The organism is Streptomyces sp. NBC_00009 (assembly GCF_045040855.1).
Classification (GTDB): domain Bacteria; phylum Actinomycetota; class Actinomycetes; order Streptomycetales; family Streptomycetaceae; genus Streptomyces; species Streptomyces aureus.
The window spans coordinates 2,402,136-2,415,496 of sequence record NZ_CP108312.1 but is presented as its reverse complement, the minus strand read 5'-3'; the positions used below and the strand labels follow the sequence as shown (position 1 = coordinate 2,415,496).

At 71.5% G+C, this 13,361-nt stretch carries 8 protein-coding genes; 4 read left to right on the top strand and 4 right to left on the bottom strand.

The window, feature by feature from the left end; genetic code table 11:
- The first annotated feature begins 152 nt into the window (after nucleotides 1–152).
- A complete protein-coding gene (gene glgP, locus OHA58_RS10605) occupies nucleotides 153–2,765 on the top strand; it encodes an alpha-glucan family phosphorylase (protein WP_405478489.1) in 2,613 nt (870 codons plus the stop codon).
- Nucleotides 2,766–2,846: 81 nt separating this feature from the next.
- On the top strand, nucleotides 2,847–3,368 hold the full coding sequence (locus tag OHA58_RS10600; protein ID WP_405478488.1) for a GNAT family N-acetyltransferase: 522 nt from the start codon (nucleotides 2,847–2,849) through the stop codon (nucleotides 3,366–3,368).
- 55 nt (nucleotides 3,369–3,423) lie between these two features.
- Here OHA58_RS10600 and OHA58_RS10595 read toward each other — a convergent pair whose 3' ends face one another.
- The 4 genes from OHA58_RS10595 to OHA58_RS10580 all read right to left on the bottom strand — a co-directional run bounded on the left by OHA58_RS10595 (nucleotide 3,424) and on the right by OHA58_RS10580 (nucleotide 11,450).
- Complete coding sequence (locus tag OHA58_RS10595; protein WP_405478487.1) at nucleotides 3,424–5,007, bottom strand: M4 family metallopeptidase; 1,584 nt, start codon at nucleotides 5,005–5,007, stop codon at nucleotides 3,424–3,426.
- Between the two features lie 292 nt (nucleotides 5,008–5,299).
- Nucleotides 5,300–7,357: a M4 family metallopeptidase gene (locus OHA58_RS10590; RefSeq protein WP_405478486.1), complete on the bottom strand. Its 2,058-nt coding sequence runs from the start codon at nucleotides 7,355–7,357 to the stop codon at nucleotides 5,300–5,302.
- A gap of 365 nt (nucleotides 7,358–7,722) precedes the next feature.
- Nucleotides 7,723–9,606, bottom strand: coding sequence for an ABC transporter ATP-binding protein (locus tag OHA58_RS10585; protein ID WP_405478485.1), 1,884 nt, complete (start codon nucleotides 9,604–9,606; stop codon nucleotides 7,723–7,725).
- Complete coding sequence (locus tag OHA58_RS10580; RefSeq protein ID WP_405478484.1) at nucleotides 9,603–11,450, bottom strand: ABC transporter ATP-binding protein; 1,848 nt, start codon at nucleotides 11,448–11,450, stop codon at nucleotides 9,603–9,605. Before OHA58_RS10580 ends, OHA58_RS10585 begins: the two co-directional genes overlap by 4 nt.
- A 174-nt stretch (nucleotides 11,451–11,624) precedes the next feature.
- Here OHA58_RS10580 and OHA58_RS10575 point away from each other — a divergent pair, with 174 nt between their 5' ends.
- On the top strand, nucleotides 11,625–12,563 hold the full coding sequence (locus OHA58_RS10575; protein WP_405478483.1) for an ABC transporter ATP-binding protein: 939 nt from the start codon (nucleotides 11,625–11,627) through the stop codon (nucleotides 12,561–12,563).
- On the top strand, nucleotides 12,560–13,330 hold the full coding sequence (locus OHA58_RS10570; protein WP_405478482.1) for an ABC transporter permease: 771 nt from the start codon (nucleotides 12,560–12,562) through the stop codon (nucleotides 13,328–13,330). The genes OHA58_RS10575 and OHA58_RS10570 overlap by 4 nt, the downstream gene beginning before the upstream one ends.
- Nucleotides 13,331–13,361: the final 31 nt, after the last annotated feature.

The following is a 13,361-nucleotide window of genomic DNA, read 5'->3' as shown; positions in this document are numbered from 1 at the left end:
TGACACGGGGGCCTTCGCGACTCCGTGCGCCGTGGTAGCCGGAGCCCGGTGGCCGTACCGTCGGAGGTGACAGCCGGGGGCCGCGCGACGGAGCGCGTCCTCCTCGCACGTGTGCGCGTATGCCCGCCGCGTCCCCCTACAGAGGTGAGAACGTGAAGGCCATCCGTCGATTCACCGTTCGTCCCGTCCTGCCCGAGCCCCTCGCCCCCCTCCACGAGCTGGCCCGTAACCTGCGCTGGTCCTGGCACACCGGGACGCGCGACCTCTTCCGGGCCGTGGACCCCGGGCGCTGGGCCGCGTCCGACGGGGACCCGGTGCGGCTCCTCGGCGCCGTGCCGCACGCGCGGCTCGCCGAACTTGCCGCCGACGAGGGGTTCCTGCGCCTGCTCGGCGAGGCGGCGGACGACCTCAGGTCCTATGTGGAGGGCGACCGCTGGTACCAGAAGCAGAGCGGTGGCCTGCCCGCCGCCGTCGGATACTTCTCGCCCGAGTTCGGCATCACCGCCGCCCTGCCGCAGTACTCCGGCGGCCTCGGCATCCTCGCCGGCGACCACCTCAAGGCGGCCAGCGACCTCGGGGTGCCGCTGATCGGCGTAGGACTCCTCTACCGGCACGGCTACTTCCGGCAGTCCCTGTCCAGGGAAGGCTGGCAGCAGGAGCACTATCCCGTCCTCGACCCGCACGAACTGCCGCTCACCCCGCTGCGTGAACCGGACGGCACCGACTGCCGTGTCGCGCTCGCCCTGCCCGGCGGCGGCCGGCTGCTCGCCCGCGTCTGGCAGGCGCAGGTCGGCCGCGTGCCCCTGCTTCTCCTCGACTCGGACGTCGAGGAGAACGGCCCCGGCGAACGCGACGTCACCGACCGGCTCTACGGCGGCGGCAGCGAGCACCGGCTCCTCCAGGAAATGCTGCTCGGCATCGGCGGGGTGCGGGCCGTGCGCGCGTACTGCCGCCTCACCGGCCACCCCGAGCCCGAGGTGTTCCACACGAACGAGGGACACGCCGGATTCCTCGGGGTCGAGCGGATCCACGAGCTCGCCGGACGCGGCGTGGACTTCGACGCCGCCATCGAAGCCGTACGCGCCGGGACCGTCTTCACCACGCACACCCCCGTCCCGGCCGGTATCGACCGCTTCGACCGGGAACTCGTCGCCCGCCACTTCGGGCCCGGCGCCGAACTCCCCGGCATCGACGCCGCACGCATCCTCGGCCTCGGCACGGAGACGTACGCGGGCGGCGACCCCAGCCTGTTCAACATGGCCGTGATGGGCCTGCGCCTCGCCCAGCGCGCCAACGGCGTCTCCACCCTGCACGGCAGGGTCAGCCGCGAGATGTTCTCGGGCCTGTGGCCGGGCTTCGACCCGGAGGAGGTCCCCATCACCTCCGTCACCAACGGCGTGCACGCCCCGACCTGGGTGGCCCCCGAGGTCCTGCGGCTCGGCGCCCGCCACCTCGGCGAGCAGCGCACCCTGGACGCCCTGGCCGTCGGCGGCTCCGAACGCTGGGACGCCGTCGCCGAGATCGCCGACCGGGACATCTGGGGGCTGCGCCGCGAGCTGCGCGGCCGCCTCGTGGACGAGGTCCGCGAGCGCCTCGCCGCGTCCTGGCGCCAGCGCGGCGCGGGCGCGGCGGAACTCGGCTGGATCGACGGGGTGCTCGACCCCGACGTCCTCACCATCGGCTTCGCCCGCCGCGTCCCCTCCTACAAGCGGCTCACCCTGATGCTGCGAGACCCGGACCGCCTCAGGCGCCTCCTCCTCGACCCGGACCGGCCCGTCCAGATCGTCGTCGCGGGCAAGGCGCACCCGGCCGACGACGGCGGCAAGCGCCTCGTGCAGGAGCTGGTGCGCTTCACCGACGACCCGCGGGTGCGCCACCGCATCGTGTTCCTGCCGGACTACGGCATGGCCATGGCGCAGAAGCTCTACCCGGGCTGCGACATCTGGCTCAACAATCCGCTGCGTCCGCTGGAGGCCTGCGGGACGTCCGGCATGAAGGCCGCCCTGAACGGCTGCCTCAACCTCTCCGTCCTCGACGGCTGGTGGGACGAGTGGTTCACGCCCGACTTCGGCTGGGCGATCCCCACCGCGGACGGCACCGCGACCGACGAGCAGCGGCGCGACGACCTGGAGGCCGCGGCCCTCTACGACCTGGTCGAGCGCAGGGTCGCGCCCCGCTTCTACGAGCGCGGCCCCGAAGGGCTGCCCGACCGCTGGATCGAGATGGTCCGCCGCACCCTCACCCACCTGGGCCCGAAGGTCCTCGCCGGGCGCATGGTCCGCGAGTACGTCGAGAAGCTGTACGCCCCCGCGGCCCGCTCCGGCCGCGCTCTCAGCCCCGACGCGGCGCGCGAACTCGCCCGGTGGAAGTCCAAGGTCCGCGCGTCCTGGCCACGGGTGGCCGTCGACCATGTGGAGGCGTCGACGGCCACGGCCGAGCTCGGCGCGACGCTGGTGCTGCGCGTGCGGGTGGCGCTCGACGAGCTCGGCCCCGAGGACGTCGAGGTCCAGGCGGTGGCCGGCCGCGTCGGCTCCGACGACCGCATCACCGACGCGACGACGGTGGCCCTGAAACCGGCCGGCGGCCCGGATCTGGACGGCCGCTGGGCGTACGAGGGCCCGCTCTCCCTCGACCGCACGGGCCCCTACGGCTACACGGTCCGTATCCTGCCCGCCCACCGGCTGCTCGCCTCACCGGCGGAGACGGGACTGGTGACCGTCCCCTCGGAGACGGCCGCGGAGGCGGCGGGGGTGCTCTTGCGCTGAGGACGCACTGAGGACGCACTGAGGATGCGCCGAGGGGCGGCCATGGTCGGCGGCGTCGCGGGTCTCGGCGAAGATGGACCCATGACCGAGATCCAGACGCCCCGCCTCCTGCTCCGCCGCTGGTCCGACGACGACCTCGTACCCCTCTCCGAGATCCAGGCGGACCCGGAGGTCATGCGCCGGGTCGGCGACGGCGGGCCGCGCGACCTGGAGCGGACGGCCGAGGACATCGAGCGCTGGGAGGAGGAGTGGGACGAGGAGGGCTTCGGCCCGTTCGCCGTCGAACTCCTCGCCTCCGGCGAGCTGGCCGGCGTCGTCGGCCTCTCGGTGTCCGAGCTCCAGCCAGGCATCGAGATCAACTGGTGGCTCGGCCGCCAGTTCTGGGGCCAGGGCTACGCCTCCGAGGCCGCCCAGGCCACCCTGGAGTTCGCCCTCCAGGACCGAGGCATCGACCGGGTCGTCGCCCTGATCCGCCCGGGCGACACGGGGTCGGAGAACGTCGCCCGCAAGCTGGGCATGACGGAGGAGAACGAGTTCCCGCACCCGAAGCACGGCTTCTCGCTCCAGGCGCACGCGATCGACCTCACGGAGTACGAGGGCTGACGCGCGAGGGGGCGGCACCGAACGGTGCCGCCCCCCAACTTCCCTGCGCCCTACGTCACTTGACGTTGACCGCGGCCCACGCCCGGTCGACCGCCTTGTACTCCGCCGAGGAGGCGCCGTACAGGTCGGACGCCGCGCTCAGGGTGCCCGTGCGGGCCTTGGCGTAGTTCGTGTCGGTCGTGAAGTACGTCGTCAGGGCCTTGAACCAGATCTTCTCGGCCTTGTCGCGGCCGATGCCCGCGGCCGGCTGGCCGTCGGCGGTCGGGGAGTCGTACGAGACCCCGTTGATCTCCTTCTTCCCGCTGCCCTCGCTGAGCAGGTAGAAGAAGTGGTTGGCGATGCCCGACGAGTAGTGGACGTCGACGTTGCCCGCGCCGCTCTTCCAGTTGTCCAGGGACGCGCCGTCCTTGCTCGGCTTGTCCATGTAGCGCAGCGGGGTGCCGTCGCCGTTGATGTCGATCTTCTCGCCGATGAGGTAGTCACCGACGTCCTTCGGGTTGTTCGCGTGGAACTCGACCGCCGTGCCGAAGATGTCGGAGGTGGCCTCGTTCAGGCCGCCGGACTCACCGCTGTAGATGAGGCCCGCGGTCGCCGCGGTGACGCCGTGCGACATCTCGTGGCCCGCCACGTCGATCGACGTCAGGGGCTTCTTGTCGCCCTCGCCGTCGCCGTACGTCATGCAGAAGCAGCTGTCGTCCCAGAACGCGTTGACGTACGCGTTGCCGTAGTGGACCCGCGAGTACGCGCCCTTGCCGTCGCCGTTGATGCCGCTGCGGCCCTGCACGTCCTTGTAGTAGTCCCACGTCACCTGGGCGCCGTAGGCGGCGTCGACAGCGGCCGTGGCCGCGTCGTTGGTGGTGCCGTCGCCCCACTTGTCGTCCGCGTCGGTGAACAGCGTGCCCTTGCCGGACGACCCGTGCTTGAGGTCGTACGTGCTGTGGCCGCCGCGCGCCGCGTCCGTGAGGGCGTACGAGGAACCGGACTTGGACGAACCGACGGTCACGCTGCCGCTGTACTGGCTCTCGCCGGCGCCCGTGTGGATCGCGTCCCACTGGAAGATCTTCTTGCCGGTCGCGGCGTCCGTGACGACGTGCAGCTTGCGCGGCGTGCCGTCCTTCTGCGTGCCGGTGACGACCTTCTCGTAGGCGAGGCGCGGGGTGCCGGACGCCGCCCAGACCACCGTGCGGGCGCCCTTCGGGGCGGCCTTGAGGGTGGCGGGAGCCGTCGACACGTCGATGCTCTTCGAGGTCGCGCGGGTGACGCCCTCGGACTTGCCGGCCTTGGACTCGTGGACGACCAGGTCGCCGCCGAGGACCGGGAGTCCGTCGTAGGTGCGCTCGAAGCGGGTGTGCGTCGTGCCGTCGCGGTCCTTGACCACGTCACGGACGACGAGCTTCTCCTTGGAGCCGAGCTTCAGCTCCTTGGCCGTCTCGGCCTTCTTCGCGTCGGCGTCCTGGAGGAGGCCGGCGCGGGCTGCGCCCGAGAGCTTCATGGGCGCGGCGCTCGGCGTGGCGTCGGCCACGGGCTGTGCGGATGCGCCGGTGGTCATTCCGGCGGTCAGCAGGGCTCCGGCGGCAACAGCGGTGGCTATGGCCAGAGTCGAACGCTTCTTGGTGAAGCGCGATATGTGGGGGGTCACGCAAGCTCCTTGTATGTGGGGTAAGAGAGCTGTGTGGTGCTGAACTGAGTGGTGCTTAGCTGTGTGTTGCGTGTGGTGCGTGGGGGAAGCGTGCCAGTTGAGGCTTGTACATGTCAGGAGGGCGATCGCAGGTTGGCCGGAAATCGTCCGTTGAGCGATGTCTCTTGTACGTATTGCGAACGGCACATGAACGGGCGCGCCGTCCCGGGGAGTTGACTCACCCGGGGCGACGCGCCCAGACCGTGCGGGCCGAACAGCTCTCGATCGGCCTTGAGTTACCGCTGCGTGCGGTTTACGGGAAGGTGAGCTTCCAGCTGTTGATGTAGCCGGTGTCCTGCGCGGCCACGTCCTGGACCTTCAGCTTCCAGGTGCCGTTGGCCACCTCGGAGGACGCGTTGACCGTGTAGGTCGCGTTGACGTTGTCCGCAGAGTCGCTGCCGCTGGAGTTCTTCAGGCGGTACGTGGACCCGTCCGGAGCCACCAGGTCGATGACCAGGTCACCGCGCCACGTGTGCACGATGTCCACGGCGACCGCGAGGTTGCTCGGCGCGTTGCCGGTACGGCCGGTCACGGCGATCGACGAGGTGACCGCTGCTCCGGCGTCCGGGATCGCGACGTCGGTCGTGTTCTCGAACGACGTACCACCGCCGCCGCCACCGGAGCGCGAGCCCACGTTGACGCCCGCCCAGGCGTCCTGCACGGCCTTGTACTCGGCGCTCGTGGTGCCGTACAGCTCACCGGCCGCGGCCAGCGTGCCGGTGCGCGCGCCCGCGTAGTTCGTGGTGGTGGTGAACTTCGTGGTGAGCGCCTTGAACCAGATCAGCGCGGCCTTGTCGCGGCCGATGCCGGTGACCGGAAGACCGTCCGACGTCGGCGAGTTGTAGCTCACGCCGTTGATGACCTTGGCGCCGCTGCCCTCGCTCAGCAGGTAGAAGAAGTGGTTGGCGACACCCGACGAGTAGTGCACGTCGAGGTTGCCGACACCCGAGTACCAGGAGTCGGCGGACCCGCCGTCCTTGCTCGGCTTGTCCATGTAGCGCAGCGGCGTGCCGTCGCCGTTGATGTCTATCTTCTCGCCTATGAGGTAGTCACCCACGTCGGAGGCGTTGTTGGCGTAGAACTCGACGGCGGTGCCGAAGATGTCGGACGTCGCCTCGTTCAGGCCGCCGGACTCACCGCTGTAGTTGAGACCGGCCGTCGCGGCGGTGACGCCGTGGGTCATCTCGTGGCCCGCCACGTCGATCGACGTCAGCGGGTGCAGGTTGCTCGTGCCGTCGCCGTACGTCATGCAGAAGCAGCTGTCGTCCCAGAACGCGTTGACGTACGCGTTGCCGTAGTGCACCCGCGAGTACGCGGCGACACCGTCACCGCGGATACCGGAGCGGCCCTGGACGTTCTTGTAGTAGTCCCAGGTCAGCGCCGCGCCGTAGTGCGCGTCCGCGGCCGCGGTCTCGGTGTTCGAGGCGCTGCCGTTGCCCCACACGTCGTCCGCGCCCGAGTAGAGGGTCCCGGTGCCGGACGAGCCGTGGTTCAGGTTGTACGTCTTGTGCCCGCCGCGCCCGGTGTCGTTGAGCGTGTACGACGATCCGGACAGGGCCGTGCCGAGCGTCACGGAGCCGCTGTACTGCGTGTTGCCCGTGCCGTTCTCGATGCCCTGCCACTCGTACAGCTTCTTGCCGGTGGCCGCGTCCGTGACGACGTGCAGCTGGTTCGGCGTGCCGTCGTCCTGGAGACCGCCGGCGACGGTCTCGTACGCGAGAGTCGGCTTGCCCTGCGCCATCCAGACGACCTTGCGTGGCGCGCGGTCCGCCGTGGTCTTCTTCGACCCGTCGGCCGCCGCGGCCTTGACCGCCTGCCGCTCCGCCGCGGCCGGCTTGACCGCCGCGCTGGTGGCGACGCCCTTGAGCGCCGACTTCGCGGCGCGCGTCACGCCCTCGGTCTTCCCGGACTTGGCGGTGTCGACGACCAGGTCGCCGCCGAGGACGGGCAGTCCGTCGTAGGTGCGCTCGTAGCGGGTGTGCGTCGTGCCGTCACGGTCCTGGAGGACGTCCCGTACGACGAGCTTCTCCTTGGCACCGAGGCCGAGGTCCTTGGCGGTGTCCGCCTTGGTGGAGTTGGCCTCGCGCAGCAGCTCCGCGCGCTTGGCGGGGGAGAGCTTCACGGGGAGGGCGCCGGGGTCGGCGCCCTTCGCAACGGCCTTGGCGGCCGCCGCGGCCGGCTGGACGTCCGCCGAGGCCGTGCCGCCGGCCTGGACGGCGCCGGCGAGCAGGGCGGTGGCTGCCGCGAGCGCACCGTAGGCGGTCGCTCGCTTGCGGGAGGCGGATCTGTGGGAGGTGTCGGACGATCTCAAGGCTGACTCCTTCTGCGGGCCGCGGATCGCGCGGCCGGGGAAGACCGGACGGCGAATGACCGTCCGGGCAGAACAAGGCAGAACAAGGCAGAGCAGGGCCGTGCAGGGCGGTACGAGGTGGAACTGCGAAGCCGGGCACAACTGGGCACATCTGGGCACAACAGGCCGTGCTGCACTTCACGAACGGGACCCGCCAGTTCGGCTGTGGGACAGCTGTGCGAGGCCGAGGGAAGAGTGGCAGCAGAGAGCGTTGTCTGTCAGGACCGCGTCAATATGTTGGCCGGAAATAGTCCGTTGCCCGGAGGTTCACGTTCGATATACGGAGCTGTCGCCCGGGCGTGGTGGGGCCGCGTCCGGGCCGCGGCTCAGCCGACCACGCTCTCCCGCCAGGCACGATGCAGATCGGCGAACGCTCCTGTACCGCAGATCAGTTGGTCCGGTGTGCCGTCCTCGGCAATCCGCCCGTGTTCCATGACCAGAACACGGTCGGCGATCTCCACCGTCGACAGCCGGTGCGCGATGACGACCGCGGTACGGCCGCGCAGCACTGTGTGCATCGCGCGCTGCACCGCCCGCTCGCCGGGGATGTCCAGGGAGCTCGTCGCCTCGTCGAGGATCAGGACCGCCGGGTCGGCGAGCAGCGCGCGTGCGAACGCGACCAGTTGTCGCTGCCCGGCCGAAATTCGCCCCCCGCGTTTGCGCACATCCGTGTCGTAGCCGTCAGGGAGCGCCGTGATGAAGTCGTGCGCGCCGATCGCCTTCGCCGCGCGCTCGATCTCCTCGCGGCTCGCCTCGGGCCGGCCGATCGCGATGTTCTCGGCGACCGTGCCGGAGAACAGGAACGCCTCCTGCGTCACCATCACCACACCCCGCCGCAGCTCGGCCGTGCCCAGGTCGCGCAGGTCGACGCCGTCGAGCAGGACCCGGCCCGCCGAGGGGTCGTAGAAGCGGGCCAGGAGCTTGGCCAGCGTCGACTTCCCGGCGCCCGTGGAGCCGACCACGGCGACCGTCTGTCCCGCGGGCAGCGTGAGGTCGAAGCGGGGGAGCACCTCGCCGCCGGTGCGGTAGCCGAACGAGACCTGGTCGAAGACGACCTCGCGGCCGGGACGGTCGCCGGCGAGCTCGGGCAGATCGAGCGGCGACGGCGGCTCCGGCACGGTCGGCGTCTGGTGCAGCAGCCCCGCGATCTTCCGCAGCGAAGCGGCCGCGGACTCATAGGAGTTGAGGAACATCGCGAGCCGGTCGATGGGGTCGTACAGACGGCGGATGAACAGCACGGCGGCCGCCAGGACGCCCAGCTCGAGCGTGCCGTCGGCGACACGGTAGGCGCCCCACAGGACCATTCCGGCCACCGCGGTGTTCGCGAGGAGGCGGGAGCCGACGACGTAGCGCGCCATCTCGAGCATCGCGTCACCGTTGACCCGCTCGTGACGGTGGTTCAGGCCCGCGAAGTCCGCGTCGTTGGCGCGCTCGCGGCGGAAGGCGCGCACCGGCCTGATCCCGTTCATCGTCTCGGCGAATTTCACGATGACGCGCGCGATCGCCGATGACCGCTCCGCGTACACCCGGGCCGCGCGCCGCCGGTACAGCTGGATGAGGACGGCGAGCGGCAGGAACGACAGGGCGGCCACGGCGCCGATGCCGACGTCGAGCCAGAGCAGCATCGCCGTGATGTACACGGAGGCCAGGATGATGTTGATGAGCTCCTGGAGCCCCTCGGCGAGCAGCTCGCGCAGGGACTCGACGTCCGTCGTCGCACGGGAGATGAGCCGCCCGGACGTGTAGCGGTCGTGGAAGTCGACGCTGAGGGCCTGCGCGTGCCGGAAGATCCGGCCGCGCAGATCGAGCAGCACGTTCTGGTTCACCCGCGCCGACACCTGCACGAACGCGAACTGGAAGAGGCTGGAGCAGGACGCCGCCAGGAGATAGCCGACCGCCACCGCGATCAGCGGGCCGTGGTCACTCGCGCGGAAGGCGGGCACCGCGCTGTCGATGGCGTACGCGACGAGCAGCGGCCCCGCCTGCACGGCGGCCTGCTGGAGCAGCAGACACAGCACGGCCAGCCACACCGTGCGCCGGCTCGGAGCGAGCAGGGAGCGCAGCAACGCGCCGGTCGCGCCCTTGGGGGTGGGCAGGTCGTCCTGGTCGAAGGGGTCACCGGGGGAGGGGAGCCGCAGTTCCTCGCCGTCGTTGCTGCCTTCGGCCGCCGGATCCTGCGGCGTACGGTCCGGTTTGGTCGTCGTGGTCATCGCGTGCCCTTCCCCTCCGGCCCGTGTGGCCCGTCGTCTTCCCTCTCCAGGTCCGCACCGGACATGAGATGCCGGTACTCGGCGTTCGCGCGCAGCAGTTCCTGGTGCGTGCCCACGGCGGTGATCCGCCCGCCCGACAGGAGGGCGACGCGGTCGGCGAGCAGCACCGTCGACGGCCGGTGCGCGACGACGAGCGCCGTGCTCGCGGCGAGCACCTCCCGCAGGGCCGCCTCCACCAGGGCCTCCGTGTGCACGTCGAGCGCGGACAGCGGGTCGTCGAGCACGAGGAAGCGCGGGCTCCCCACGACCGCGCGGGCGAGCGCGAGCCGCTGCCGCTGCCCGCCGGAGAGGCTGAGCCCCTGCTCGCCGACCTGCGTACCGGCCGCGTCCGGCAGCGCCTTCACGAACCCGGCCTGCGCGACGCCGAGCGCCCGGTCGAGCTGCGCGGCCTCCGCTTCGACCGCACCCATCAGCACGTTCTCCGCGACGGAGGCCGAGAACAGCGTCGGCTCCTCGAAGGCCACGGAGACGAGGGTGCGCAACTCCTCGCGCTCCATGGATCCGATATCCCGCCCGTCGAGCGTGATCCGCCCGCCGGTGAGCTCGTGCAGCCGGGGCACGAGCGCGGTCAGGGTCGTCTTGCCGCTGCCGGTCGCCCCGACGAGCGCCATGGTCTCCCCGGACCGCACATGCAGATCGATCCGCTCCAGGACGGGCTCGGACGCGTCGGGGGCGTCCGGGTACCGGAAGCGGACCCCCTCGAACCGCAGCCCGCCCGCACCGTCTTCCGCCGCGGGAGCGTCCGCCGCCGAGACCCCCTCGCTCTCCTCCGGCTCGTCCATGACCTCGAAGAACCGCCGGGTCGCCGTCGCCGCCTCCTGGCTCATGGCGAGCAGGAACCCGATCGAGTCGATCGGCCAGCGCAGCGCGAGGGCCGTCGACAGGAAGGCCACCAGCGTCCCCGCGGACAGCTTCCCGTCCGCGACCTGCACGGACCCGAGCACCAGCGCGGCCCCGAGCGCCATCTCCGGCAGCAACGTGATGACGCCGAGGATCCCCGCGAGCAGCCGCGCCTTGGTGAGCTCGGTCCCGCGCAGCGTGCGCGACAGGTCACGGAAGGCCCGCGCCTGGCTGCGGTGCCGCCCGAACCCCTTGATGATCCGGATCCCGAGAACGGACTCCTCGACCACCGTGGTCAGATCCCCGACCTGGTCCTGGGCGCGGCGCGCGGCCGACGCGTACCTCGACTCGAAGCGGTAGCAGAGCACCATCAGCGGCAGCGCGGGCGCCAGCAGGACAAGGCCGAGCCCCCAGTCCTGCGCGACGAGCAGCACGAACCCGGCGACGATCGTCACGCCGTTGACGATCAGGAACGTCAGCGGAAAGGCCAGGAACATGCGTACGACCATGAGGTCGGTCGTCCCGCGTGACAGCAACTGGCCCGAGGCCCACCGGTCGTGAAACGCGACGGGCAGCCGCTGGAGATGCCGGTACAGATCACCCCGCATGGCCGCCTCGACCCCCGCCAGCGGCCGCGCCACCAGCCACCGTCTCAGCCCGAAGAGCAGCGCCTCGGCGACCCCGAGGGCCAGCAGCATGCCCGCGCCCAGCCACACCCCGCCCGGGTCGTGGTCCGTGACCGGCCCGTCCACGATCCACTTCAGGACGATGGGGAAGACGAGTGACAGACAGGAGGCCACCACGGCGACCGTCGCCGCCCCGGCCCAGCGCGCCCGCACCGGCCGTACGTACGGCCACAGGCGCAGCAGCGTGCGCACGGCGGACTGCTCTGCCGCCGGGACGAGTTGGTCGGGGTCCGTGGCCGGTGCATGTGTAGTGGGCATCAGAGGTGAGACTACGGATCGGCACTGACAACGCCCACCGGGTTTCCGGCGAACCCGCCCCCGCGCCATGGCCCGCCCCGCAGGGGTCGTAGCGCCGTATCAACCGATCGGCTGATGCCCTTTCGAGCGCGATGGGCGATGCCGCGAAGGGGCCCGCGCCGGGATTCTCGGAGCATGACGACGACACACAGCGCAGCACGGGGCGACAGGCCCCTGATCGAGGTCGCCGGGCTCCGCAAGGTCTACGCCGGGCGGGCCGTCGTCGACGACCTCTCGTTCACCGTCGGGGAGGGCGAGATCTTCGGCATCCTCGGCCCGAACGGTGCCGGCAAGACGACCGCGGTCGAATGCGTCGAGGGGCTGCGCGTCCCCGACGCCGGCCGCGTCCGCGTCGCGGGCCTCGACCCCGTCGCCGACCACGACCGCGTCACCGAAATCCTCGGCGCCCAGCTCCAGGAGAGCGAACTCCAGGCGAAACTCACCGTCCGCGAGGCGCTCGAACTGTACGCGGCGTTCTACCCGAACCCGGCCGACTGGCGACCCCTGGCCGAGCGCCTGCGCCTCACGGACAAGCTCGGCACCCGGTTCGCGAAGCTCAGCGGCGGCCAGAAGCAGCGCCTGTTCATCGCGCTCGCGCTGATCGGGAACCCGCGGGTCGTCGTCCTCGACGAGCTGACCACCGGCCTCGACCCGCGCGCCCGCCGCGACACCTGGCAGCTCATCGAGGACGTCCGCGACAGCGGCGTCACCGTCCTCCTGGTCACACACTTCATGGAGGAGGCCCAGCGCCTGTGCGACCGGATCGCCGTGATCGACAAGGGCAGGATCGCCGCCCTCGACACCCCGGCGGGGCTGATCAGCCGCGCCGCCGGGTCGACCGTCATCTCCTTCACCCCGTCCGCGCCGCTCGACGGCCGTGAACTGGCCGCGCTGCCCGGGCTCGCCTCCGACGAGCACAGGGACGGCCGGGTGACCCTGACCGGCACCGACGAGACCGTCAACGCCGTGATCACGCTGCTCGCCCGCCACCACGTCACCGCCCACCAACTCCGCGTGTCCGACGCCACGTTGGACGACGCCTTCCTCGACCTCACGGGAGCCGGTCAGTCATGAGTGCCGCCACCGCTGTCGCCGCGCGCCGACCGGGCGCGAACGCCGCTGTTCTCAAGGCCGAGGTCCGGCTGTTCCTGCGCGAGCCCGGGAGCCTCTTCGGGATCGCGGTCTTCCCGCCCGTGCTGCTGGTGATCCTCGGCTCCGTCCCGGCGTTCCGCGAGGCCGATTCCGGGCCCGACGGCCTGCGCCTCATCGACGCGTATGTCCCCGTCACCGTGCTGCTGCCGCTGATCGTGGCCGGCCTGCAGGCGATGGCCCCGGTCGTCGCCGGGTACCGCGAGCGCGGCATCCTGCGCCGGATGTCGACGACGCCGGTGCGGCCGCCCGCGCTGCTCGGCGCGCAGATGACCATCCACGGCGTCGCGGCCCTCTTCTCTTCGCTGCTCTCGCTCGCCATCGGACGGCTCGCGTTCGACGTGCGGCTGCCGCACCAGGCCTTCGGCTATCTCCTCGCGCTCGTCCTCTCGGCCGTCGTCGCCCTCGCGCTCGGCGCGCTGGTCGCCGCCCGGGCCCGCACCCAGAAGGTCGCGAGCGCCATCGGCTCGGTCGTGTTCTTCCCCAGCATGTTCTGCGCCGGGGTGTGGCTGCCGGTGCAGTCGATGCCGGACGCGCTGGCCCATGTCGTCGAGCTCACGCCGTTCGGCGCCGCGTCCCAGGCCATGAGCGAGGCCGCCGCCGGGGGCTGGCCCTGGTCGCACCTGGCCGTGCTGGCTGTGTGGGCCGTGCTGCTGTCCGGCGCCGCCGCCCGCTGGTTCCGCTGGGAGTGAGCCGATGACCGAGGGCGGAGCCGTGCAGACT

What these genes read in the sequence shown, in the direction of transcription:
- OHA58_RS10600 (WP_405478488.1), top strand. Translation starts at nt 2,847, where the DNA reads ATGACCGAGATCCAGACGCCCCGCCTCCTGCTCCGCCGCTGGTCCGAC.
- OHA58_RS10585 (WP_405478485.1), bottom strand. Translation starts at nt 9,606, where the DNA reads ATGACCACGACGACCAAACCGGACCGTACGCCGCAGGATCCGGCGGCC.
- OHA58_RS10580 (WP_405478484.1), bottom strand. Translation starts at nt 11,450, where the DNA reads ATGCCCACTACACATGCACCGGCCACGGACCCCGACCAACTCGTCCCG.
- OHA58_RS10575 (WP_405478483.1), top strand. Translation starts at nt 11,625, where the DNA reads ATGACGACGACACACAGCGCAGCACGGGGCGACAGGCCCCTGATCGAG.
- OHA58_RS10570 (WP_405478482.1), top strand. Translation starts at nt 12,560, where the DNA reads ATGAGTGCCGCCACCGCTGTCGCCGCGCGCCGACCGGGCGCGAACGCC.